Origin of the sequence: Thalassotalea ponticola, from assembly GCF_041379045.1 — a bacterium.
Lineage (GTDB): Bacteria > Pseudomonadota > Gammaproteobacteria > Enterobacterales > Alteromonadaceae > Thalassotalea_A > Thalassotalea_A ponticola.
This window is the reverse complement of sequence record NZ_CP166871.1, coordinates 2,674,152-2,700,623: the sequence shown is the minus strand read 5'-3', so window position 1 is coordinate 2,700,623 and position 26,472 is coordinate 2,674,152. Positions and strand designations below refer to the sequence as shown.

The window sequence follows — 26,472 nt, the reverse complement described above, 5'->3', positions numbered from 1 at the left end:
TACAATAAGCAAGTTTATATGGAACTCTCAGAAATCAACAAAATGCAGTATAGGCGTAAACTAACCCTTGGTGAATATGTACGTTTAATAAATCGCGTAAATAGGTCATGGAAGTATGCGCAATCACAATGGGGCAGAGATTCACTAATTGCGTTAAAGCTCAGGGAATTAAAACCCATACTGCAAATAGAGCTCCTAACAAATCATCCAGAGCTAACATACCTTGCTTATGACGACATCAATAGTCGGCCGGACTACCCGCTTCTAGGAATTAAGTTGCGTGAAAAAATTATTATGGATAACGATGAATTAAAAAAAGCATATTACGAGTATATCGAGGGGAGTAAGGACGATGCCGACCACTTACCTTGGGCAAGAGCAAAAAAAGCACTATCCGCCAGTCAGATTAAAAAATATTTCGAAGGCGAAATTCAAGACTTTATGAAGGAGTATTTAAAATAATGTTTATTGAGTTTATAGAAACAGCATGGAAAGACACTATTTCCATGAGTTTTATGATCACCACCATTTCATTCTTGATGATTTTTCTAGTATTAGAAATAAGACTATTCATAAATAAGAAAAAAACTTACAACTCTAGAGTTGAATTCATAAAAAGTATGCAGCAAAAAGCTACTTCTGGTGATGTAACCGTTTCTATTGAAGAGCAAGAGAAATATGAACTTGCCAGGCAAATATTGCTTGTAGAAGAGGGTGATGAAAACACCATCGACTTAATAGTTCGAAACAATAAGCTTTTAGCTGTTGAGCGTTTCGAGCAAATATTACCTCCTTTTAAGGAATCAAATTTCGGTTTCGTACCATCTTTCCTTACATCGCTAGGTATTTTAGGTACATTTATTGGTATTAGCCTTGGTCTTTCAACTTTAAACCTAGGTAGTGGTGCTGATTCAAATGCTCTTATAGCAGGTGCTACAGGCTTGCTTGATGGCATGAAGACTGCATTTAGTACATCTTTAATTGGACTAGCATGTGGCGCTATTTTTATGACCGTCCACTCCCTTTTCACCAAAGCTAAAATGTCTCTTTTCTTAGCGAAAAAAGCAGAGCTTGCTGACTATTTATATCTGGTCAGCCCAATCGAGTATTTAAAAGGTTTAGATCCTGAAAAGCAAGATAAGCTTGCTAATATGCAGGCACAATCAATGGAGTCATTAAAAAGCGCAGGTGAACAATTTGGCCAAGTAGTAAACGCCTTATCAGATTTTAACCCTGATGTAATGGGCCACAAAATAGGCTCTAATATTCGTGATGTCATGCAAGAAGAGTTTAAGCCTCTATTAAGTCAAATGACTGATGAACTTCATATTCTAGCCAAGATTAAAGCTGAAAGTGGACAAGAGATCATTGAAAAATTAACGGGCAGTTTACGTGATGAAATAATCAAGCCGGTAGCTGAGCAGATCCAAGATGTTTCTTTGAGCGTCAAAGAAAGTAATCAGTCGATTTCAGCTCTAACTTCTCAACTTGGAAGTGTTACCGAGAGTTTAGGCTCTTCTATTGAAACAATTAAAGAATTCCAAGTTGATACATTGAAGGAGATGAAAGAATTTTCTTCTGATTTGCATGAAACATTAAAAACCTTCCAAAAAGAAACAAGAGGAACTCTAGAAATGGTTGGCGAGCAAATCGCTGAATCATTGAGAGATGCGCAAGCCGGAATGCAAACCCAACGAGAGGCATTTATTAGTAGTGCTAATGAAGCTGAAAAAGTAATGGACAGTGCTCGTATTAATCTTGAAAAAGGACTAGGTGACATTGATGAGAAAGTAAACAACATCAAAGATGCTCTTCAACGAGAGCTCGAGGCATTTAGAGTTAGTTATCAAGAAAACTTAACGGTGTTCTTTGGAGAGCAAAATAACAATCTAAAAGGATTGTTAAGTGAACAAGAAGATGGATTACTTAGAGTGATCGACCAATACAAAGATGCTTATACAAGCGACCTCACCCAACGCAATATTTTCGTAGAAAAAACCGAAAAAGCAGTCGAAAAAATTGTAAATAGCACTGAAACCCTAAATAACCTCGTTCAAGCCGTATCCATTTTTAATGAGTCTCAAGTAGTTGACCTTATCACTCAAACTCAACAAAACAATGAGGGGGTTGTGGCTCTTAATAAGAGTTATACAGAAGCAACGGATGCTTTTGGTCAAACAATCGAGAAGTTAGAATCTTCTTTAACCAATTACTTTGAAAATACAACTGATAGAACAGAAAGATTCTTTAAAGAAGTTGATGACTCGACAGCAACAATCATGCGTAACCTAACAGCGGCAGCAAGTGCGATTGTAGTGGCGAGCAATGGTGGTGTTTCATCCAATAAAGAAAATATGCCACAGGTAAGAGAGATTAAAAATGCTAGCTAATCGATTTAACAACTCAACCAAACCAGATGAATCTGGTACTTGGTTATCTGTTGGCGATCTTATGTCTGTAGCTTTGATGATTTTTGCTCTTTTGTTGGTAACAACACTAGTTAAAATCACCGAACAGCAAGAAGAGCAAACTAACCAGCGCGTCGTTATCATAACGGCGCTCGGTGAAATGTTAAAAGAAAGCGGTATTGAAGCTGAAATTAATCAAGAAACGGGAGATATATCAATTATGGACTCCGTTTTATTTGATTTGAGTGAACATGAACTAAGAGAGGATGGCCAGTCGTTTTTAGACAACTTCGTCCCACACTACGCTCGCGTTATTTTTGAAACTCCTGGAGCCTCAGAAGAAATAGTCAGGGTTATTATCGAAGGACACACATCGAGTAGCGGCTCGGAAAATGCGAATATGCTTTTATCGTTAAGACGAGCCAACAGCGTATATAAAAATATCGATCACAAAGATTTTGATTATAAATATCAGTTTCTTGATAAATTACTGGTTGCTGGGCGAGGTGAGTTTAATGCTAATCAAGAAAATGATGAAAGGTCTGACAGAAAAGTAATGTTCCGCCTTCAATTTAAAGGGTTGGAAAAATTGCATACTCTTTTTGATTTAAAGTGAGGTTTAAATGTTTGCCATCCCTTCCATTCCTAAACCCCCTGCAATTAGTGGTGTTGCTAAGGACCTAAATACTTCAAAGTATACTGAAATGTTCGAACTAGGCGAAATCGAGTTCCCGATAAGAGACGTGAAAACTATCGTCTCTTTAATAAAATCTCAGGAGACAGATAAGATATCACCCATTGATTGGCTTATGCTATTTTGTGATCCAACACAATGGTCAACCACACCTGAAGAAGAGCAATTAAGCTCATCTGAATTATTGTGGAAGGCGATAATTAACAGTAAACTTGCCACTCAAATAGCAGCAAGTTGTATTGTTCGCTCTTTGGAAAATGAGCTCACTATTCCATCTCAGAGCTTAATCCAAGCGTTTAAAGGATTGAATAGCAAAGCCAATGAAATGTCAGTCGTCTTGAGAATTGCTTTTCTTCTTCAAATGAAAAGGTGGCCTGATTTAATCAAACTTGCTCTCAATCAAAAAAGCTCTCTTTTTGATTTATTTGAAAATTCCAAATTACTACTTTCAAACCAAGTTAGAGAAAAGCTAGTTTCACTTACTATACGTAATTTAAACCTTTTGGATGACGAACAATCAGCTTGGCTAGTCACACATTTGTCACAAATTAATGACACGGAATTAGCTCAATCTCTTAAGGATATGTATTGGTGTTTTGCTGAAAAGCCGTTCACGAAAAATGATGACCAGAATAGCAACAAGAAAGTTTATATTAATGAAGATAATATAGGAGATGACTTAGCTGATTGGCTTGGTGAAAATTGTAATTCGGAAAAGCAAATTAGCTTAAAATTAGATAAGCAAGTATCAATATACATATCAAAAATAAGCAACATTCCACATTATTCAAAATTTCAAAATATCATCCATATAATAGGTAGTAGATCTCAGTCGCATATCAACATATCTAAACCTGAAAGAAATCAACTTTTTGATAGAATGAGATTCTTTGGATATTATCAAACTCAGATGAGTGATTTAGTGGTTTACCTACCACCAAGTTCATACCAAATCACAAAAGAAAAGCTATCAAATATCGAAGATTTCGTATTTGAATTTCAAGATGACCTGTCTGTTGAGGTCGGAATATTTAAGATTAAGAACCTGATTTGTGTTGAAGTTTTTAGAGCACCTAAAGACATTCCTAATGAACAAAAAGATAATTATCATAATAGTCGTTTTTATCTAGAAAGTTCTATTGAAGGCCAGGCTTTATTGAAAAACAGGTTTAAAAATATCAATGAGATATTGACGTTGAAGCCAATGTTTAAGCATGACCACAAGAAGTATTGGCATTCCGCTCTAGAAGAGAAACTAAGAACAACACAAGACGTCGCAGTCGATAGAAATGTAAAAAGAATCGTTATAGCTAGAAAGTATTCGGAAGAGCTAAAGAAAATCGTCCCAATCAACAAAAGAGTTAAAGAAGGTATTCCTACTCCACTGAACGAGCATGAAAAGCTTGAAAGGTATGCAGACATTTATCACTGGCAAAGAGAATACAAAAGACCCATGTACGATATCGAATTGAGTAAAGCGGTAAGTGACACAGAATTATCTTACTCAATAAGTTATGTATCGTTTAAGAAGTCTTTACACAATGAACGAAGCCATAAAGTCAAAGTTAAAGCGAGACTCGATTGTCTCAACTCAATGACTGAAGCACAAAAATCAGCACTTATGGATGGTGAAAATTTTTATATAAGCGAGCTTACTCTCCCAGAGCTAAACAAATTTGTTTGCTTTATTGATTCTAAGAATAAAGGTGTTCATGATATACGTCGAACTGTTATCGGTACAATATCTATAATTGAAGAACTCGGACGATATTAATTTATGAAAGACGTTTTAATGACGGCACCGCTACATCTGTCAAATAAAAAATCCAATAAATCACATCAGCATATTGTGACCGTTGCTGTTGATACAGGTTTGTCTAAGCAAAAAGATCTTTACGAATTTTATGAATTGTTACTTAACACTTCAGTATTTGATTCTTTGCGTAATGAAATACAGCAATCTCCGACACTAACTTCACTATTTAACCTATTAACAACGAAGAATATTGAAGCTGAACAACACATTTTACTAAAAAACTTGTTCAATGATTCAAGCGTTTGGAAAAAAACAAAAGATAAAGTGTATTTCAATTTGGATGACTTTCACCAAAGGGTTCGAGGACTATTCAATTACCAATTGTATAACAACGAAATTCAAGTATTAGAGTTAAGTTCTGGAGCATTGAATATATTAAATGGCCTCAATATAAAATTGAGGCTTGATGAAAAAATGTCACCGTCTCTAATTTTAGAACAAAAGCAGGAGTCATTACTTTCTTTACAGCAAGAAGGTTCCGATATTTCTGTGCAAATAAATCAGGTTTTATTGACACTTATTCCGAGTGGCATATGCTTTATAAATTTCTATGTTACCTACAAAGATAAAGAAACAAGTCTATGTCCAAACTTCGGTTTGTTAGCACACAGTGTCAAACAACTTTCAACAGCACAAAATCGTGGTTTTCAGCTTACCCAGAAAGTATCACCATTAGTTATTACAGAAGATACATGGGATGAGATCTCTAAAAATGACAGCTTGACGGAAAAGGTTAAATCTCGAAAGTTATCGCAACTCGCAAATAACTTAGTAAAAACAGAATGTTTTTTAGAAATTAATCATCAAACAGTAGCATTCAATTTAACCCAGCTTGCATACCAACTAGTTAACCTAGATAGTAAAATAAATAAAGAGTCTATTTCTAAAGTACGTCTTCATTCTTTCTTTACGGCTAATATAGATGAAATGGTAAAAGATTCTGAGTTAGATTATTTAGGTAATTTATTTTCTCGACAATTTACCCCTAAATATCAAGTCACAGATAAATTGGTAAATTGTAATAAAGGTTCAGATTTAAAAAACAAAGTTCATTATTGCTCACAAGAGGGGGGCGCATTATTTGTAAAGCTCTCTTCAACCAAGGAAAATGAACAATTTGACGAAAGCTTCATAAATAAGCACGCAATAAAAACATACTTTCCAATATCTTTGATCAATCTTCATGAATATATTTTACTAAATAAAGCCCTACACTTTAAGTTCGAAGACTTTACGTCGCATGATGAAACGCAGCAGTATTATGTTGATGCATTAAAGTTACGTTTAAATTACAGAACCTTAGTACCAAGCCAATTGTCATTGCATAATATGGCTCACGAATTATGGAGAGACGTTTTTAAACTAGATAAAATGCATGATGTGCTCGCTGAAGATTTAAGAGAGCTACATGAAAATTCGGAAAAGGTTAAGGAACTTAAGGATGACTTAGCCAATAAACTTTCTCATGTTGAAAGAGATATAACTGACTTATCTAGAGCTAAAGAATCTTTGCAAAAGGATCACAACTTTAATGTTAAAGCGATTTTCGTTTCTGTGGTACTGGCTGGAACCAATGTTCTAGCTATGAATACGGAACTCGTACCTGTGTTTGCTTGGTTTAGTACAATGTCATTTTTTCTGTTCGTAAGCTTATTATCCTTAATATTCGGTCTGAGTGTTATCGGGCGTGAAAGGAATATATATCAAGAGAAACAAGAGGAAATAATTAAGAACGAGAAGAGAAAGCTTAAGGAAAAGAGCAACATTGAATTGCAGATAAGGAATTTAACTAAAACAGCCAATTAAAAGCTGAAATTCGGAGAAGTAACTAGGCCAAATTATCGTTAACCGAAAGTATTACTGAAAGGAAAAGGAAAAGGAAGTGGCTAACATTCTTTGATCATTTGACCCTTTGACTCTATGACGGTTTGTCTTACTTTGTAATTCTCTGTGAAAAATGCGTCAAAAATCACCGGAAATGATAGAGCAAATCGCTCACATGTTGGTGAGACGATTTTTTACAACGTGACATAAAAATGACACAGTTACTACTGTGTCATTATCAATAAAATCAATAAGTTGAATCGTTCGCTGGTAGCTTGGTCAAGTTCAAAATCCGTTGCCTTTGCGGGCGTGCCGGTTCAAGTCCGGCTTCCGGTACCATAATTAACCTGCTGATTTTAAGCAGGTTTTTTAGTTTTTGGGGTTCACCAATTATCACATAGTCCTCAGTGACAACCTCCAAGTGTGACGATTTTTTGCCACACTCTGACTTTTCTCCCGTTTTTGACACATTATTTTTTGACACACTTTTCTTTGCCACAGTAAGCGCATTAACTTCACCTTGAATAACTTGTTTTACGTGCACGTTGTTAACATGAGCTTTTAAGTAACTTTCATTCGGGTGAGCGCACCGCTGCACCATTTCTAGCGTTTTCCAACCACCAAGCTCTTTAAGCGCCATCAGCGGTGTTTGCGCATTGAGGTGCTGATGGCACCAGTTAGGTTACAGATGATGAAAAGGCATTCCTTCCTAATGTGCTGTCGCTGTCATGAACTGATTTAGTTGCGCAGAACAATCAGAACACTCCTTTGTGTCTACCAAAACCTGGTCGATTCAAGGGGATTACCTTTAGTTGATAAGCAAGACTTTCGATATGCAATTCTCAAAAAAAGATTAGAAATTTACAACAATCGATCCAAACGTGCGATTAAATTCATAATTAACAGCCTATTAGAGCAATATTAAGAATAGGTCACTACGTTCTATTGAGCTTACACCTTAGGAATCTATTTCTTTGTCCTGCGGAGTGCAAATTTTATCTAGATAAGCTGTCTCATCAAATAACTGTATACTCTTATAAAGCTAATTCAACTAGGACGAGAAACGGGGCGTTATCGCTAGACAACCGGAACGAAGTTTTTATGAGTAGAAATCAGCAAGCTAATCCAAATAACACCAAACTTCCGAAGGAGTTTATTGATCGGTACAGGAACCCCTTTGTACGTTTCTTGGACATTCAATCTGCTGGAGGGGCAATACTTCTATTGTTTACTGTAGTTGCACTGGTTCTTTCCAACTCACCGTGGGCCGACGCGTTCGAACATGCCTGGGAGATACAGGTGGGGTTTACTTTTGGCGCGTTCGAGTTTACTCGTTCGTGGCGTGATTGGATCAATGAAGGTTTAATGACGTTGTTCTTCTTTCTTGTTGCATTGGAGCTCAAACGAGAACTTGTTCTCGGTGAATTAAACAAGCCTCGCATGGCTGCGCTATCAATAGCAGCCGCTATCGGCGGTATGATTGTCCCTGCGACAATCTATCTAGCACTGCAATCAGGCCAACCTGGTAGTTCTGGCTGGGGCACTGTAATGGCAACTGATACGGCGTTTGTTATAGGTTGCCTAGCGCTTCTTGGCTCGCGTATACCTCACAGCTTACGGATATTTATGCTATCTTTGGCGATTGTTGACGATATTGGTGCTATCCTTGTTGTCGCGATCGGCTACAGTAGTAATATTGTCTGGTGGCCGCTGTTGGTTGCCGTGCTTGGCGTACTGATTTCACGCATCATGGCAATGGTTGGCTTTCGTGGCTTCTCTCTCTACATATTGGTAGGTGTGCTCATTTGGTTCGCAGTCGATGCGTCTGGGATCCACGCCACGATCACAGGTGTTATACTCGGCTTAATGACGCCAGCGCGCCGATGGGTAAGTGACGATCGGTTGTACTTGATATTGGATCAGGTTATTGCGCATCCAGCGAGTAGCGAAAGTAGTAGTGACACGAAAGGTAGAGAAACATTACAGATGGCCGAGATTGCCGCGCGTGAATCACTATCTCCAGTGGAGCGTCTGGAGATAACCTTGCATCCCTGGGTGGGGTTTATCATTATGCCTCTGTTCGCATTTGCTAACGCTGGCTTGCCACTCACATTAAGCGACATCACTAGCTCTGTTACCGTAACAATATTTTTAGGCTTTGTGCTAGGTAAACCTATGGGTGTTTTGTTGTTCTGTTGGTTGGCAGTGCGCTTGCATATTGCAACTCTCCCTCAGGAACTCAGTTGGAGGTTGCTTGCCGGAGGTGGCATACTCGCCGGGATTGGTTTTACCATGGCGCTGTTTATTGCGGACATAGCTTTTAGCGAAACTATTTTAAATAACGCAAAAATGGGGATTTTCCTCGCATCTGTTTTTTCCGCTTTAGCTGGACTTTTACTGTTAATGTACTTACCCGCAAGAGAAAAAATTTCTTGAGTTGTTACACATGAAAACAGTGCATACTTGTAAGCTTCAGTGACATTGGGGGCTTTCATATGGTCTGTTTACCTCGCTAGTAAGGTGGCTCGTCAATACTTTGCCAAACTTAGCTGGTAATGTGTGTCATTTTAACCTTATCTAGGGTATCAGAGTAACTATGTAGACCAAGATTGCTTGCTAAGTAATGGCTCTTAGTTAGTATTATCACTACGCTTTTGCTCTTTAAGCTTGGTTGTTATCAACTGTTCAAACTCTGTTACTGAACATACCCCAAGTGACTCAGCGGATAGTGCTAAAGAGGTATTGTCATGCTGTGCTTTTTGAACGATTTTCGCCGCCATGTCATAGCCTAATTGTTCGGTAAGTAAGGTAATAACCGATAAGTTTTTCTGCATATTATGCTGTACTTGTTCGCTGTTGAGTTCCAACCCCATAACTGCATTGTGTGCAAACGATAATATGGCGTCGGTTAGCAATGAGATACTTTCCATCACATTATGAATAATTACCGGCCGACAGGCGTTAAGTTGTAACTGACCGTTGGCGCCCGCTAGAGACGTTGTAAGGTCATTACCGAAGACTTGAAAACACACCATGCTCAGAGCTTCGCACTGAGTTGGATTTACTTTCCCTGGCATTATTGAGCTGCCAGGTTCGTTGGCGGGTAGCTTCCACTCATTTAAACCACACCGAGGCCCACTACCCAGCAGGCGAAAATCATTAGCTATTTTCAACAAGGCTGAAGCTAATTGCTTTAACGCACCGCTGTAGCGGATCATGACATCTTCGCCACTCACCGCAGCATAAAGATTTTCATCCTGTGTAAAAGGGAGCTGTAAACGTTCTGCAACCTGATGGGTGACCATCTTGCCAAATGCCTTTGGTGCATTAGCACCAGAGCCAACGGCAGTGCCACCAATGGCCAGCCGATAGACATATTGCAAGCTATCCGTTATTGCTACTTTTGACAATTCAAGTTGACTGTCAAAGGCTGATAATAAGGCACCTGCGTCGATGGGTATAGCATCCATTAAGTGAGTTCGCGCGACAGAGTATTCACGGGTAAATTCGCCCTGTTTCAATCGCAGTTGCTGCTGCAATACGTTAATTGCGGGGAGTAATTTTCTTTCTGTCCATTGACTAACAACAATGTGCATGGCTGTTGGAAAAACATCGTTAGACGACTGTGAACGGTTGATGTGGTCATTCGGATGTAACAGCTCCACATTGCAATGAGTGTTATCGGTGTCTCCGCTTTGAGACAACTGATTTGCTATTGTGGCAAGTACTTCGTTGACGTTCATGTTCGTTTGCGTACCAGAGCCGGTTTGCCAGACTCGTAAGGGAAACTGTTCGTTAAAGCTTCCGGCTAATACCTCGTCACACGCTTTAACTATCGCTTGCATTTGCGATACTGATAAAACATTTAGCTCGTAGTTTACGGCAGCGCAAGCACGTTTTATTTCAACCAATGCATAGATGAAATCGGATGAAAACTTGTGCTCACCAATATCAAAATACTTTAATGATAGTGTTGTTTGTTTACCCCAAAGTATCGGCGATGGTAACTCGTCCATGGACTATCTCGGTTATTAGGTGATTGTCACCTCATTATAGCCAACGCACTATCAGTAAATGTTGTTACCAGTATAACTTTGCTTAACTTGGGAGGTGATATTACCAACAGGTCAATATTGTACCGTATCGTATAATGCTACCAACTATCTGTGCGTTTCACCGTGTAGTCACGCAGGGGACAGGAAAAGCCAATGAAAAACTAACGTCACTTAACGGCGACTATTTTGAATACTTTAAAATTAGACAGAATTCGAGCCTTTTTTAAGCTTTGTTAATTTATTAAGTGAGCTAGATTGCTCTTACATCAAAAAGAGCAGAGAACTTACTCATGAAAGAAATTAGCCAATTCCATAAAGACGTTATCGCAACATTATTTATTTCAGGCATCTTTAAGTACGATGACCTAGAGCACCTAGATATAAGTAAACGAAAGGCTCAAGCTTGGGCTAAAAAGCTATTGAATAAAGTCGTAACGCTAAACGATGTAGTAGAAAATAATCGTACTGCTGATGCTGAACTAACAATCGTTTATCTACTGATACTTAGCTTAAAAAGCGATGACCAAACGAGGAGTTAGTTGATGCTCGCGAACAATTACAACTACCGAAGGTTAGCGCCGGCGGCCAGCGCAGTTTATTGATTAACCAGAGGCAGATGCGTAGCTATGCTTTGTTTTAGTTCATTAATTGATGTAATTAAGGGAGACGTTAATTAGTAGTCCACTACACGCCACTAGTATCAATATGTAACTCATTACAGTATCCGATAGCAAATAATAAGCTCTCAATTACTCATTGAGAGCTTATTATGTAGATTAGTTCTCTATCTCAATATAAGCGCAATTCCTTTCCATATAGTAATCGCTTCCTCTCCCTTCTGGAAATTTACACAGCTCGCAGCTAAATAGGTATAACCCTGAATTGTCGTGAGAGTTTATGTTTCGAAAAACATTTCCAGTATTCACTCCGCCAAGAGGGTAAACTCTATGGTGATAATTTAGCTGTAGCGAAAAAATCATTAAGTCTGTGCACAATTCAAACTGTTCCTTGTGTTATCCATTAAACTATTCGATGATTTTTTCAATAAACATTGAAAAGAGTCACACATTTTTGTGGTGTAGACTTGTCATTTTGGTTAGTTAAGTGTGATAATATAACACAACTTGTGATTGCTGATATTGGCAGGTCTGGGGCAAGCGAATGTGCGCCTGTTCAACAAAGACCATGCCCAGTTAATAGACAGCATTCATGCTAATGACAGACAGGTAAACATGACTGCAATAATACTGCACAATTTCACACGCTACGTTTCAGGCCGCAAGGCGCTGGGGCTGCTGTGTGCCGGGCTGTTACTCGTCACGTTTATCTTTTCAAGTTATCATCAGGCAGAGCACGACTTTCTGTCGAATCACATGCACTGTCAGGTTTGTTGGCAATTTGCCGCTGATCTGAATAAGCTTGAAAAAACTGAGTTACAACATCCGCTTCAGATTGCGAGTTACGCGCAATTATGTCTACAGCGACCGGCTTACAGTTCAGCAGACACGCGTGCAGTTACTTGTCGCGGGCCTCCCAATATCATCTGATTCTCGTTCTTCGGGGCTCGTACTATCAGCAATTCCCATTTTCTAATATTTTGCGCTAATTGATGCAGGCTATGCTGTCTGCATCGTGTATTGCTGGCGACGCCCTTTTTCCAACTGAGTATTTTAGGATGTTTTTTATGCGTTTAAATCGTTTATATACCGCCACTGCGTTGGCTTTATCTATGGTAAACCCTGCGTGGGCTGCAACCGTATCCGGCATTATTATCGACAATCAGGGCAAGGGCGTTGCTAATGCCGAAGTCAGCATTTCACAAAATAGGGTAGTTACCGATGAGAATGGCCACTTTACCCTAACCGATGTGGCCGATGGTAAAGTTGAGCTTCATGTTGAGGCGAGCTACTTTGTTCACAAAAATCACAATTTAACCATCTCTGGCAGTGATGTTGATAGCATCATTGTCAAACTTTCACCATCAGTAATGGATGTTGTAGATGTTTATGCAACGCCGCTGCACTCATCAACCATGGAATCAGCATTGCCTGTGAATGTGTTAAGTGCTGATGAATTGCGTTTAAAGCAAGCTTCAACGCTAGGTGAAACACTGAAAAACGAAGTAGGGGTGCACTCTAGTTATTTTGGCCCGGTTTCCAGTAGTCCAATTATTCGCGGACTCGATGGCCCGCGTGTTTTGATCACCCAAAATGGTTTAGACGCGGGGGATGCATCGCGCGTTGGACCGGATCATATTGTGTCTACAGAAACCACAACAGCTACCCAGATTGAAGTACTGCGCGGACCGGCAACCTTATTTTATGGTAGCGGTGCAATTGGTGGCGTTGTAAACGTGGTTGATAAACGCATTCCAACCGAGTCAGAGCAAAGTGTCGGTTTCTCATTGCAACACAATACGGTTGCAGATGAAGATTTAGCCACCATCGATATTAATGCCGGTACCGATTCATTTGTGGTTCATTTCGATGGTTTTTGGCGTGAAGCTAATGATTACAAAATTCCGGGGCTAGCTGAGTTAGAACACAACGAACATGAAGAGCACGAAGAAGGTGTGCATGAAGAAGAAACTCATCAAGAGAGTGGTTCTCGCTTGGCCAACACGTCAAATGACGCCAAAGGCTTTACCCTTGGTGGCAGTTACCTGTTAGACAATGGTTATATTGGTTTTTCTTATGGGCGAACTGACCGTACATACGGTATTCCAGGTCATGCACATGATGAGCATGCACATGACGAGCATGCTGATGCTGAGAGTGAGTTAGTTGAAGAGGCGCATGAAGAAGAATCGGTATTTGGTGATTTAAACCAAGATCGTTTTCAGATGCTAAGTGACCTTCGCTTTGATGATAATTTTGTAAACCGACTTGCTTCTAAAGTTTCTTATACTGATTACCAGCATCAGGAAATTGAAGGTGGTGAAATTGGAACCACCTTCAAAAATCAACTATGGGAAGCAAAATTCGATATTTATCATCGCGAATATCAGGGTTTTAAAGGTGCTTGGACGCTGCATTATAAGCAGTCGGACTTTGAGGCACTGGGTGAAGAAGCATTCACACCACCATCAAAAACCGATACGGTAGCGTTTGCTTGGTTGGAAGAAAAACATTTTGGTGATGTATTATTGCAACTCGGCGCTCGTGTTGAACACGTTACCCTTGAGCCCGGCCATGGTCATGATGAACACGCCGATGAGGAGGGTGAACACGAAGAGGTCGAGCTCAGCAAGCAGGATTTCACCCCAGTCAGTGCTTCGGCAGGTTTAGTGTGGGATTACCAACCCGGTTATAACTTAGGGGTTTCTTTTGCTTTCTCACAGCGCGCACCATCTGCGGCTGAGTTATTCTCCAACGGACCTCATATTGGTACCAATAGCTTTGAGTTAGGTGCCTTGTACGAGTTACACGAAGAAGGCGATGGTTATCACATTGAGTTATCTGATCAGAGCGTAGCGGTTGAAACCTCGTATAACCTTGATTTGACGTGGCGTAAATTCTCGGGAGATCTGGGGGTTGTCGCCAGTGTTTTCTATAACCACTCGGATGATTTTTATTATCAACAAGACACTGGCTTTATTTTTGAAGATGGCGATCTACACGATCATGACGCGCATGCAGACGAGCCTGTGCCGGGAGAAACGGAAGAAGGAGCGCATGAGGGCGAAGGTCTACCAATCTTTGTGTATCGCCAAGATGATGTCGACATGTACGGTTTTGAAGCGGAACTGGTTTATCAGTTAAATGCATCTCTAAAAGCCAACTTGTTTACTGATTATATTCGCGCACAATTGTCTGATGGTGGCAACCTACCGCGTATTCCGCCACTGCGCATCGGCGGTGGCATGCAGTATCAGGCGAACAATTTTGATGCTGGTATCAACATTACCCGTTACTTTGAGCAAGATAAATTAGCGTCTTTAGAAACTGAGACCGACGGTTATACCATGGTTGACCTACATGCTAATTATTACTTAGATGGTATAGGTAATGACACGGTGTTGTTTTTAAAACTTGATAATGTATTCGATACAGAAGCTCGAGTTCACTCATCTTTCTTAAAAGATGTTGCACCACTACCTGGACGCAGTATTAGCGTAGGCTTGCGCGCCAGTTTTTAATAAATAAGCTTCCTTGAACTTTAAAGGCACCTTCGGGTGCCTTTTCTCTTTTTAAAAAACTGCACGATTAATTGGTGAAATTCAAACTGCAGGTGATCCTAGAGATTTACTTTTTAATTCATGTCGATGTCAATGAAATCAATAATTTGAATCGTTTGTCGGTGAATTGCTCAAATTCAAAATCCCTTGCCTTTACGGGCATTCGGTTTTAAGTTTTGCTTTTGGTGCTCTAGTTAACGTGAGCTTAGAGTAACTTGCATTCGGGTGAACGCACGGCTGAACTATTGCTAGCATTTTCAATCACCAAGCTCTTCAACCACCATCGGCATATATACTATTGAGAAAATTAATCTTCATTATTGATTAATTTCATGGCTGATGTGACCCTTGTCAGCGTCTTAGTTTGTTTGCTAATTTATCCATTTATAAAAAGTGCAGAGTAAACTGTGTTTGTTATGACGAGGGCTGGATGAACAGCGCAATAAAACAGGCTGTGATGTTACCTCATCTGTAACAATTAATTTAAGGAACTAATTAACTGATGTTTGATAGTGACAACAAACCTCAAGGCCTGAAGCGAATTTATCTTGCTACCCTTAACTCGATTAGAGCATTTCGTTGGTTAGTTCAAAATGAAAAGGCGTTTGTTCAAGAACTCTTTCTTCTTGTGATTTGTGTTCCAATCACATTCTTGTTTGATATCAGTTTTACCGAACAGGTCGTTTTAATTATTGCGGTTTTATTTATTATCTTTACTGAAATAGTAAATACTGCGATAGAAGCTGTGGTCGATAGAATAGGGCTAGAAATCCACCCTTTATCTGGACTGGCGAAAGATTTAGGCTCCGCTGCGGTGTTGGTCAGTATCGTCATTGCCAGTCTCACTTGGCTCGCCATACTGATCTAAAATTTAGACGGTTTGGCGTTATTACAAGGTCGCTTTGAGTTTACCTTAAACTTTGCTTGATTGAACTTTGTTGCTATTTTTTAATTTAATCGAATAGCAATGTATACGAATACTGCGAGCCTTATTCGGCCGTATCTGCTTTTTTGTTTTCTCTTTTATTACTCAGTGTCAGTAAAATCTGGTAGGCACTGTGGCAAGTCTTCATATCGATCCTGATAGCGCCTGACAGCTGATTTGATATCAAAGGGTTATCTTTAGCTAAGAGCAGAAATACAGCATAGCCAAGGCGAGGTGTCGAGATAATATCGGGATGCAGGCTATTTGGGCAAAACAAAAGGAGCCGATTGATGCGGCTCCTTCTAGCGTTCTCTGTGCTATTTATTCAAAGCATTCGGGTGCGTCAGCCATGATTTGTTTTGCTCGTTGTTGCAAGAACACCTCAATTGCTGACATTCCGTTACCCATTGCGGTATGAATGTCATCTGGGTCATTTGGGTTAAGACCGTTATTTTGTTCAAAGCTATTTAACATACCGTCGTTATCGCTGTCTTGTGATGCCGTATCACGCGACGTTGAACGACTTGATAAAACAGGCTCATTATTACTGTACTCACCCGCTCGGTTGATCACATCGTCGATAGCGGCAAGATCGGTTGCGTCACGAGGAAATGCGCCAGCACAACGCAGTACTTTTTCATACGCCATATCCGCGCTATGGGTGGTAATTGGCTCGTAACCCGGCAGATTAGTAAAGTCGATAGGCTGCTGGTTGTTAAACATATCTTCGGTTACCACACCTTTTTTATAAAAGTAGTAATCCGTTAGTTCGACAAATGGGTTAGCAAACGAACCGGTATACGGCTTATTTGGATCATCCACATAATTATCAAACGAATAGTAAGACAGTTGTGGATTTGAGTTTTCAGGATCTAACCACAGGGGTAGCAAGGTCTCACTAGGGCCATCGATGTAATAGTTACCGATGATATTGAAGTCACCATCTGCTGGGTTGTGGTGTACTGTGGCCTCTCGACTGTTGTAAATCACGTTGTTGCGAATATCAGCGGGTCCATAAGCGATGGCCGGAGCACGTCGTCTATTGTGGGCAAATAGGTTATGGTGTACTGAAATTGCGCCACCGTCAGGCCCATTGATCATACCGTAATTGTGACCAAGTCCTTTAGGGTGAAGACTGGTATAGCGCGGAAAGCTGATAATAGACCACTGCACGGTAATGTTTTTTGCCCCGGTGTAAAAATCAATATTCTCATCAATTGCATGCGAGGTACTTACGTGATCAAGGATGATGTGGTTGTTCGAGGTAAATTGAATGGCATCGTGCTGTGATGGCGACTTTCGACCAATAGGAGGACGCACTCTAATGTGTTGGACGATGATGTTGCCAAAGCTGTTATTCGGGTCGGCAATATAGCGGGTGTACAAGTGACCATGAATAGTCACCCCTTCATTACCAGGTGCCGTTTGCCCTGCAATGGTTAAATCGCCGTGACTAATGGTAATATCACCATCAATAACACCAGATACATCGAAAACGACAATACGCGCACCAGGCTGATCAACGGCATATTGCAAGCTACCTGGGCCACTGGCGTTTAAGTTGGTCACTTTAATGACTTGGCCACCTGCGCCACCTGTTGTGTTACCTACAAACCCTTGAAAGCTTGAATCGGTAATCTCAACAGGCTGCTCACTCTTCGTGGTTGATTTAAACGTTGCACTGATATCGCCAATAGACAAGGTTGCCGTAACGGCAGTATTGAATTCGCTTGAATTTAATACCCGCACGGTTACCTTATCGTTATTGTTCACGGTGCTCTGTGTGGCTGAGTACGCACCGTCATTAACGCTGTACTGACCACCGGTGATGCTTATAGGTGTGGCGCTGTTAATACCGGTAACGGTAATGCTATTTGATGTGGTTTGCGATGATGGTGTTTGTTCAGTGGCATTGATAAAGCTAAACGCATCTGGCGTTGTATCGACAACGCTTTGTTGTGGATTTGATCGCGTTGTTACTTTAAATGTTGCTTTGGTACCACCAATAGCGACCGATGCTGATGTGGTCTGCTCATAATCGTTTGCGCTTAATACGCGTACCACTAACGTATCGCCGTTACTGATAAAGTCACTTTTATTAGTAAAGGCTGCGCCATTAACGGCGTATTCACCATTGCTAATACTGAGTTTGGCTTTTGACTTAACACCCGATATAACCACAGGATTTGATGATACCAGCGTATTAAGAGGTTGCTCGTACTGCGCTGTAAATGAAAAAGCGTCAACTTTTCGCGCGAGATTATCTTCGCTTGTTGGTTCGTCGCTGGAACACGCCGTGACGGCTAACACCAGCAACAACGACGACAGTGTCGAGCGTATAATTTTTGTAAACATAAACTACCTTATCAAAACTTTATTCAATTGGCTTAATTTATAAAACTTCGGGCTAGATTAGTGGGCTAATAACCGTTGATAGGGCGCGTGTCGTTGTCATCGACCGCAAATAATTTCAACACCAGAACCCCTCTAACGCAGCCTCTGAAATTCGCCTTCATCGCGAGGCTATTAAGCTTTTTGGACAAAAAGTATCTCTTATTTCAACCGCCCAGTTTGTAACAAATTGAAACACCTCGGCTCAGCGTCTATTCATGGTTCGTTGTCACTGAATGCAGCTACACAGCACCATTAATGTGTATGTGGATGATATGTAAAGGGTATCTATTTTTAAGTGGGAAGGAAGTTACTAGGCGATAAAGCGTTTAAAAAAACACTCCATTCGTTATCAGTAGGTTTATTCGGTAGTAGCCCTGTTATCGCACTGTTACTCTAGATACAGATGCAGTTAGCACTGCGATTGGGGTAATAGGCGACGCAACGAAACCATGTGCTGAGTTGGTTGCGCCGTGCTCGAATTGGGTTTTATTGTTCTTTTAATTTGGCATCGCGCTCAACGTTGGCTTGCATAAAGTCGCTCCAAGCCGTTTGCGATCGACGCGTTGCCTCGGCTTTATTTTCCGCTGCGGCTAAAACATCAGCCTCAAGCTTAGCCAAGGTTTTTTCTTGTGCCTCGGTTAATTGGCTGTCAACATCTTGATTGCACTCAGCTTTAAATGCCATTAATGCGTCAAGCGCATCGCGTTGAGCTTGTGCCGCTTCCGTTGCTTTGTCTCTGCTGGTTTCAAAGCGTTTTAACGCAATGCCCTCGTCTGACCAAGGTGATATATCGGGTAATTCTTCGATATTTATTACCGGATCCTGGTATTCCGGGTGGTGCATTAAATCAATGCGCGCAGCGCTGACAGCAGACCAGGCGAGCATAACGGCAATCAACAGTAACGGCAAACCGCCGACGATGGCGGCAGTTTGTAGGGTGTTTAGGCCACCTAAGAACAACAGTGTTGCCGGCATAAAAGACAAGGCGAACGCCCAAAATAGGCGGTTCCAACGCATTGGCTCTTCACCGATATCAGATTGAACAACAGAAGCGAGAATATACGATATTGAGTCAAAGGTGGTTGCGGTAAAGACAATAGCAAGTAACGTAAAGACCGCTATCACTAAGGTCGATAACGGCAGCGTTTCAAGCATGGCAAAAATGGCGGCAGTGGGACCTTGCTCGTTGAGTATACCAACCATATCCAGATCACCAGAGAGTTGTAAGTAAAGACCGTAATTACCAAACACCATAAAAAACACAAAACAGCCCATCGAGCCAAAAAATATCGAGCCGACAATCATCTGTTTAATAGTTCTACCCCGGGATATACGGGCGATAAACAAGCCCATGCTAGGCGCAAATACTAACCACCACGCCCAATAAAATATGGTCCAATCTTGCGGAAAGTGGGTGTTGTTAAATTGCGCTAATCCGCCAAATGGTTCGGTCCATGTCGCCATCGAAAAAAAGTTAGTGAGCATTCGACCAAATGCGTCTAGCCCTGTTTCAAACATAAACACCGTTGGACCGACAATAAAAATAAACGCCAGTAACGCCAAGGCTCCCCAAAAGTTGAAATTAGATAACAGCTTGATACCTTTGGATAGCCCCGCATAGGCAGAATAAGCAAACAGGGCGGTACACACCAGCAGCACACCAATTTGCACACCGATAGTTTTCGGCGCACCGGTGAGGTTACTCAACCCTTCAGTAATTAATGGCGCCGCCAAACCCAGTGTCGTAGCCCCACCGCCAAGCAAGCCAAATATAAACAGTACGTCAATCAGTTTACCCAACGTTGAGTTGGCTCTGCTTTCACCTATAACTGGCATTAAAGCGGTTGATATTTTCAGTACCGGATTTTTGCGCACATAAAAAAAGTAAGAAATGGGAATCGCTGGAATTAAATATATCGACCAAGCGATAAACCCCCAGTGAAATATGCCATAGGTTGCAGCCCAGCGCACCGCCTCATCGCTAGCCGGTTCTACCTGAAATGGCGGATTTTGATAATAGTAAACCCACTCTAATGGCGCCCAGTATAAAATACTGGCGCCAATACCACCGCAAAATAACATGGCTGCCCAGCTACCAGTTGCAAACTCAGGGCGTTCACCGACCTCGCCTAAGTGAATGTTGCCAATATCACTAAAAATAACGTAGAGCATAAATAACACCGACGCCAAGCCCAATAAAAGGTAGAGACCACCGAGTTGGTCTGTCATAAATGATCTGGCATGAGCCACCCACAATGCCCCTTGAGTTGGCCAAATAATCAGTGGAATGGTGACGATGAGCAGTAGACCTATTGCAGACAAAAACGTAAAGCGATCAATCCGTTCTAAGTGTGGAAGTGGCATAGCCTATGACTCCTTAGCGGTGTGTTTATCTACCCGTTTGTGATTTCAGCATGCCTTAAGCCTAGTTTATAAATAGCGGTTTTGGTAAGAGCACCTCGTGACCTAATTGAGCTCTAGCATGCAAAGAGCACCAATCATGGGTTTTTAGATATTAGTGGCAGGTAGTTAAAAGCCACTATAGTTAATGGAGGCGATAGCCAGCACCGTGGTATCGCGCGTTCGACAAATTGTCGTTAATAGTTTGTCGCTAATTGTCTTCAGTCAAAATTCTCGGTTGACCCGTGAGTACAAGTCTTTTGTCTGTTAGTTGCACGTACCTGCAGATATAGTGAAGGGGAAATAATGAACCTTAGTTACTTACAAAACAGCGAACCTGATCGATTTGAATTGAATAACACGCATCCATCGATGAAAGCGGTCGTGACCACTGGCAACGGTGGCTACGATAAGTTGCAGTACGCTGACGTACCGATCCCCGCGCCAAGAGCCAACGAGGTGCTAATCAAAGTGCTCGCAGCAGGTGTGAATAATACCGAAATTAATACGCGCTTGGGCTGGTATTCATCGTCAGTAAAAAACAGCACTAAAGACGTTTCAACAGTGCCGAAAAATAGTGTTGTAGAAGATGGCGGTTGGAATGACAAAACCCCATTTCCGTTAATTCAAGGCACTGACTGTTGCGGTCAAGTTGTCGCTTATGGCGAAGGGGCACAGAGCCCAGATATCGGTCAACGGGTGTTAGTGCGATCGTGTATGCGCGTATCAGGTTTTGAGTCACTTGATAATATCTGGATGGCATCTGATTTTGATGGTGCCTTCGCGCAATATGTCACCGTGCCAGCAAGTGAAGTCTTTGCGGTTCGAAGCGATTGGACCGATGCCGAACTGGCAACGATTCCGTGCTCCTATGGCACCGCCGAAAATATGGTGCACAGAGCCAAGGTGTCGGCTGAAGATGTGGTGCTGGTGACAGGGGCTTCCGGTGGCGTTGGCTCGGCTTTAATACAACTGATAAAGAGGCGAGGTGCTCGGGTTATCGCTGTTGTAGGCAAAGAAAAATGTAGCGCGGTGCAGCACTTGGGAGCCGACGTTGTCTTCACTCGAGGCACCAATCTCCTCAGTGAGCTCGGTGAGTCTGCCGTTACTGTTATTATCGACAATGTTGCTGGCGCTGACTTTGAACAGCAACTCAAATTATTGGTACGCGGTGGGCGCTACGTATCATCAGGAGCCATAGCTGGCCCCATTGTGACCTTTGACATGCGAGACTTCTACTTGAAGGATTTAACCTTGATAGGTTGTACTGTTTGGGATGAGCCGGTGTTTACTAACCTGATCAGCTACATTGAAAATCAGCAAATTAAACCGCTACTAGCAAAAACGTACCCACTAAAAGATATAGAATTAGCCCAACGGGAGTTCATGCAAAAAAAACACGTTGGTAATTTTGTGCTGATCCCCCCGAGCGCGATAGACCTTGAGAGCTGAACATCGTTGCTGTTCTGATCACATAACAGGGTAGTCGCAACAAAAGCCGTAGCGCAGCAAGCGGCTTGGCGAAAGCCGATGCGCGCTTCACGCGGTTAGATTTTACTCACTCTAAGTCACCATTAGCACCATCACTGGTTACTTTATCTGGCTTTGCAGGTATTGCCCAAGTGTCGCGTGATGCATCAGTGTTGACAGCGGTAAAATGAGCTCTTTAGGCCCCCAAGCAAAAACAGGTACCGGTGTATGAGTATGGGTACCAGTTCCCCACACCGTATTTTGTTCAGTCGATTGCGCCTTACCCAGTAAGTGCACGTTGTAGTGTTGTGAGTATATGCGGTCTAACTGATCGCCATTTGTGGTATCGGGGCGGCGCGCTAAAATACGCTCTGCTTGCTCTGAGGTGATCGGAAATTGAGTGTATTGATTTACTAGCGAAGCAAGCGTCGACGCCGTTTGTGAGGCTTGGTCGAGTTTTTTAAACTCGGCAAATATATTGTCGTAACTTTTTTGTTGGTTATAGAGCTTGGTTAAAATATCAAGCGATGCAAAGTTTTTCTTCGGTGCATAATCTCTGTTGGCAAACGCTTTGCCGCTGCGAGCTTCAGGGCTCGGTACGTTGTGTGATGAATAACTAAAGCCAAAACCACCGGTTTCGTGGTCGGCGGTAACCACAACCAGCGTGTCAGTTCGCTGTTTAGCCCATTCGTATACTAGCTTTATGGTCTCGTCAAACTTGATTAGCTCATGCAACATAGTGCCGGCATCATTACTGTGTCCAGCCCAGTCAATTTGGCCACCCTCGACCATTAAGAAGAAACCTTTGTCTGTTTTCGATAAAACATCTAACGCTTTATTGGTCATTTCTGCTAGCGACGGTTGTTGTCGCTGTTCGTCGTGCTTGCGCTGGCTGTAAGTTATGCCATCCATCATCGCCGAATTGGCAAATAAGCCCAGTAACTTGTCGCCTGAAGCCTGCTCGAGCATGTGGCGGTTAAAGGCCAGTTGATATCCTTGCTGTTGCGCTTGCAACAAGAGATCTTTGTCATCGGTGCGCTTAGATTTTATCTCAAAGCTGTGTTGCGTTAGCTCGCTGAACGAGCGATGAATTTGCTGGTTGTTGTTCACGGACTGAGGAATAAAATGGCGTAAACCACCGGCCAACATCACATCAGGGGCGATGTTAATCATATCTTCAGCAATACTGTTTTCCAGTGAGCGATGTGCTTGATGTGCGGCAAATGCCGCCGGCGTAGCATGGGTCAAGCGCGTATCCGACACTAACCCCGTTGCTTTGCCTAGGCGTTGAGCTTTTTCTAAAATGGTTTCGATATAATTTCCATTAGCATCAATACCAATCACTTCTGATGCGGTCATTATTCCACCCGCTAACATCGTGGCTGAGCAAGCTGAGTCAACAACAATGGCTTCCTTGGGGTTGGTAAGCGACATGCCGATAACACCGTTGTCGGCGAGGGTTTTTAATGCCGTTGGTTGATTTTGGTAAATGGACTGTTCACTAAAGCGGGCATAGGTTTCCAGTAAACTCACTTGTTGTGGTCCCATACCGTCACCAATAAGCAAAATCACATTTTTAATATTTTGCGAAAAAGCGTTAAACGATATGGATGTGGTGAGGGCGCTGGCTAACAGTAACAGGGATATGCGTTTCATTATTGTTTTATGGTTTGAACGAGTAATATTGCGCTCGATTGTACCAGTGATTGATGATGCTTTCACCCTCTTGAGTTTAACCATGCCAGTTGTATTCTCAGTGTTGTCTAGGTTAATGCATTGATGTTGATTGTCGTTTTTAAGCGGGCTTACTGGCCTGCCTTTGTTGACGAATAAGAGCGGGTTTTGGTGGCTCCAGTGAACGGGCTCTAACGGTTTTGTCGTCGCTGTTACAACCGTAGGTAAGACCTTGTGATAATTGTGTTTTAGTTTGATTTGTAATGGAAATGCAAATCTTGCTTTGTTACAGTGTGGGACTAATTAGAAACGTCGTCATATTGTTTACTTTGATGCACCTACGGTGCTGCAAATTAGCTCAAACGTCACGTAATGGATTGAACTAGCTTGGTAAATTTTGCCTCTGTCAGCTCAGTCGTTGGAGCGTTTTTGTTATCGGGTGCGAATGTTTATTGTTAGCGGACGACAAGGTGCAGTAAATTTTTTCAGGGAATTTTTATGTATATTAAGCAATGTGAATGCGCGGGAGATGCGGTTAGCATCACTTTTGCCGATAATCAAACCCAACAATTTAGCTTGTTTTGGCTACGCGATCACAGTACCGATAAAACCAGTCTCAATCCAAGTACCATGCAGCGCGATGTCGATACATTCTCGCTACCACCGTCGACTGCTGCCACTCGAGTATCAGCAAGCGACGACGGTGCAGTTTTGCGTATTCTTTGGACTGATGATGACATTGTCAGTGAATACCGCGCTGACTTTCTGTACCAAATGGCGGTAACGCCTGCGTCTAAGCCGGCGTATCGATTATGGGCTAGCGAATTACAAAACGATGTGCCCGATTTTGATTACCAACAAGTTGTTGATAGCGAAGCGTCTTTTCTCGCCGTTTTAGAAGCCATAGAAGCGTATGGCGTGGTGACGTTTTCAGGCATGCCTTCGGACATGCAAGCGACAAAAAAATTACTAGAGCAAGTCGGTTATATTCGCGAAACGGTTTTCGGCGGGTTATGGGATTTTTCTAACAATCAAGCTCATAGTGACAGCGCATATACAAGTGTTGGCATTGGCTTACACACCGATGGAACTTATACCATTGACCCTCCGGGGTTACAGTTATTGCACTGTTTGGCTTTTGATGGTGAGGGCGGTTTTAATCAGTTTGCTGACGGCTTTAAAATAGCACAAGTGATAAAAGATGAAGATCCGAGTGCGTACCAAACATTAACCCAAGTGAAAGTTCCGGCTCATTATATTGAGCCAGGCATCCAGTTGCGCGGTCAGCACCCTGTGATCACCGAAAATAGCGCCGGCGATTTTGAGCAAATTTGTTTCAATAATTACGACCGAAGTCCATTTATGTTGAGCGACGAACAGCAAAAAGCGTTCTATCACGCCTATGGATTGTTTCAAAAATTACTCAACGATCCCGCTTTTCAAATTAACTTCCAATTACAACCCGGTCGAGCCGTATGGTTTGATAACTGGCGAGCATTACACGCTCGCACTGGATTTAGCGGCTTTAGACACTTAGCCGGTGGTTATACCAACCGCGAAGATTACATCAGCAAGTTACTTACTTTACGAGGTCAAACACCGTGGCACAACTAATCGATCTGCGCAGCGATACCGTTACCCAACCGTGTGCAAACATGCGTCGTTTGATGGCTCAAGCACCCACTGGCGATGATGTTTACGGCGAAGACCCTAGCGTTAATGCACTTGAAGCGTATGCCGCAGAGTTACTCAATAAAGAAGCTGCGATATTTTGCCCAACAGGTACACAAAGCAATTTGCTAGGCTTGCTATCGCATTGTGGACGAGGAGATGAGTACATTGTTGGCAGCGCCGCACACACCTACCTTTACGAAGGTGGCGGAGCGGCCGTTCTGGGCAGCATACAACCGCAAACTGTGGCCTTGGCCAACGATGCGACAATGGATTTGACCGAACTTGAAAATGCGATTAAACCGAAAGATGTACACTACGCGCGAACCAAGTTAATTTGCTTAGAGAACACCCATGGCGGACGCAGTTTACCACCCGGTTACACCGCGGCCGTTCGCGATATAGCCAATAACTACAATTTGCGCATGCACTTAGATGGGGCGCGTTTGTTTAACGCAGCGGTTGATACCAAGTGCAGTGCGGCACAGTTAGCTGCAGACTTTGACAGCGTGTCAATTTGCTTATCCAAGGGGTTGGGGGCACCAGTTGGATCACTGTTAGTCAGTTCAAAAACATTGATTGACGAAGCCCGTCATTGGCGAAAAATGCTCGGTGGTGGTATGCGTCAGTCTGGTATTTTAGCGGCGGCTGGTCATTACGCTCTAACGGAAAATGTTAAGCGCCTTGCCGATGACCATCAACGCGCAGAGCAGTTGGCCACTCGCCTTAGTCAAGTTGCCGGTGTAACGCTGCCGTTGACAAAGGCGTACACCAATATGCTTTACGTAAAGGTTGACCGCGACATGCGCGCGCGACTTGAGAGCAACGCTCAGGCTGCGAATATCGTATTACCTCAAGGCGAGTCGATGCGTTTGGTGACTCACTTAAATATTGACGATAAAGCGATAGATGCGATTGTTGAATTATTTCAACAGTGCGCTGAATAACTTAAACATTGTTAGAG

The 26,472-nt window shown here is 42.1% G+C and carries 17 protein-coding genes; 12 read left to right on the top strand and 5 right to left on the bottom strand.

Annotation, left to right across the window (positions count from 1 at the left end; translation table 11 throughout):
- Positions 1–18 precede the first annotated feature (18 nt).
- From ACAY30_RS11735 to ACAY30_RS11715, 5 genes are read left to right on the top strand one after another with little or no spacing between them, the layout of a single operon-like run.
- Positions 19–462, top strand: coding sequence for a hypothetical protein (locus ACAY30_RS11735; RefSeq protein ID WP_290251614.1), 444 nt, complete (start codon positions 19–21; stop codon positions 460–462).
- On the top strand, positions 462–2,390 hold the full coding sequence (locus ACAY30_RS11730; protein ID WP_290251615.1) for a MotA/TolQ/ExbB proton channel family protein: 1,929 nt from the start codon (positions 462–464) through the stop codon (positions 2,388–2,390). The genes ACAY30_RS11735 and ACAY30_RS11730 overlap by 1 nt, the downstream gene beginning before the upstream one ends.
- On the top strand, positions 2,380–3,024 hold the full coding sequence (locus tag ACAY30_RS11725; RefSeq protein ID WP_290251616.1) for an OmpA family protein: 645 nt from the start codon (positions 2,380–2,382) through the stop codon (positions 3,022–3,024). Before ACAY30_RS11730 ends, ACAY30_RS11725 begins: the two co-directional genes overlap by 11 nt.
- Before the next feature lie 7 nt (positions 3,025–3,031).
- Positions 3,032–4,876, top strand: a complete 1,845-nt coding sequence (locus ACAY30_RS11720) for a hypothetical protein (RefSeq protein ID WP_290251617.1) — start codon at positions 3,032–3,034, stop codon at positions 4,874–4,876.
- 3 nt (positions 4,877–4,879) lie between these two features.
- On the top strand, positions 4,880–6,724 hold the full coding sequence (locus tag ACAY30_RS11715) for a hypothetical protein (RefSeq protein WP_290251618.1): 1,845 nt from the start codon (positions 4,880–4,882) through the stop codon (positions 6,722–6,724).
- A gap of 265 nt (positions 6,725–6,989) precedes the next feature.
- On the opposite strand, the gene ACAY30_RS11710 is transcribed toward ACAY30_RS11715, so the two are convergent.
- Positions 6,990–7,382 carry a hypothetical protein gene (locus tag ACAY30_RS11710; protein ID WP_290251619.1) on the bottom strand — a complete coding sequence of 131 codons (393 nt, stop codon included), beginning with the start codon at positions 7,380–7,382 and terminating at the stop codon, positions 6,990–6,992.
- A 461-nt stretch (positions 7,383–7,843) separates the two neighbouring features.
- Here ACAY30_RS11710 and nhaA point away from each other — a divergent pair, with 461 nt between their 5' ends.
- Complete coding sequence (gene nhaA / locus ACAY30_RS11705) at positions 7,844–9,178, top strand: Na+/H+ antiporter NhaA (RefSeq protein WP_290251620.1); 1,335 nt, start codon at positions 7,844–7,846, stop codon at positions 9,176–9,178.
- Between the two features lie 194 nt (positions 9,179–9,372).
- Here nhaA and ACAY30_RS11700 read toward each other — a convergent pair whose 3' ends face one another.
- Positions 9,373–10,758 carry a lyase family protein gene (locus ACAY30_RS11700; RefSeq protein WP_371189920.1) on the bottom strand — a complete coding sequence of 462 codons (1,386 nt, stop codon included), beginning with the start codon at positions 10,756–10,758 and terminating at the stop codon, positions 9,373–9,375.
- A 329-nt stretch (positions 10,759–11,087) separates the two neighbouring features.
- On the opposite strand from ACAY30_RS11700, the gene ACAY30_RS11695 reads away from it, so the two are divergent.
- From ACAY30_RS11695 to ACAY30_RS11685, 3 genes are all read left to right on the top strand, one after another.
- Positions 11,088–11,336 (top strand): hypothetical protein, encoded by a 249-nt coding sequence (locus ACAY30_RS11695; RefSeq protein WP_290252683.1) that lies wholly within the window; start codon positions 11,088–11,090, stop codon positions 11,334–11,336.
- A gap of 1,145 nt (positions 11,337–12,481) precedes the next feature.
- Positions 12,482–14,935 (top strand): TonB-dependent receptor, encoded by a 2,454-nt coding sequence (locus ACAY30_RS11690; protein ID WP_290252684.1) that lies wholly within the window; start codon positions 12,482–12,484, stop codon positions 14,933–14,935.
- Between the two features lie 541 nt (positions 14,936–15,476).
- A complete protein-coding gene (locus tag ACAY30_RS11685; protein WP_290252685.1) occupies positions 15,477–15,842 on the top strand; it encodes a diacylglycerol kinase in 366 nt (121 codons plus the stop codon).
- Between the two features lie 378 nt (positions 15,843–16,220).
- On the opposite strand, the gene ACAY30_RS11680 is transcribed toward ACAY30_RS11685, so the two are convergent.
- On the bottom strand, positions 16,221–18,254 hold the full coding sequence (locus ACAY30_RS11680) for a polysaccharide lyase family 1 protein (protein ID WP_290252686.1): 2,034 nt from the start codon (positions 18,252–18,254) through the stop codon (positions 16,221–16,223).
- A gap of 525 nt (positions 18,255–18,779) precedes the next feature.
- Positions 18,780–20,657 (bottom strand): BCCT family transporter, encoded by a 1,878-nt coding sequence (locus tag ACAY30_RS11675; protein ID WP_290252687.1) that lies wholly within the window; start codon positions 20,655–20,657, stop codon positions 18,780–18,782.
- A gap of 342 nt (positions 20,658–20,999) precedes the next feature.
- Between ACAY30_RS11675 and ACAY30_RS11670 the strand changes: the two genes are divergently transcribed.
- A complete protein-coding gene (locus ACAY30_RS11670) occupies positions 21,000–22,145 on the top strand; it encodes an alcohol dehydrogenase family protein (protein WP_290252688.1) in 1,146 nt (381 codons plus the stop codon).
- A 138-nt stretch (positions 22,146–22,283) separates the two neighbouring features.
- Here ACAY30_RS11670 and ACAY30_RS11665 read toward each other — a convergent pair whose 3' ends face one another.
- Positions 22,284–23,819 carry an alkaline phosphatase gene (locus ACAY30_RS11665; protein ID WP_290252689.1) on the bottom strand — a complete coding sequence of 512 codons (1,536 nt, stop codon included), beginning with the start codon at positions 23,817–23,819 and terminating at the stop codon, positions 22,284–22,286.
- Between the two features lie 516 nt (positions 23,820–24,335).
- Between ACAY30_RS11665 and ACAY30_RS11660 the strand changes: the two genes are divergently transcribed.
- Positions 24,336–25,451, top strand: coding sequence for a trimethyllysine dioxygenase (locus ACAY30_RS11660; RefSeq protein ID WP_290252690.1), 1,116 nt, complete (start codon positions 24,336–24,338; stop codon positions 25,449–25,451).
- A 41-nt stretch (positions 25,452–25,492) separates the two neighbouring features.
- Positions 25,493–26,455: a low-specificity L-threonine aldolase gene (gene ltaE, locus ACAY30_RS11655; RefSeq protein WP_371190279.1), complete on the top strand. Its 963-nt coding sequence runs from the start codon at positions 25,493–25,495 to the stop codon at positions 26,453–26,455.
- Positions 26,456–26,472 lie beyond the last annotated feature (17 nt).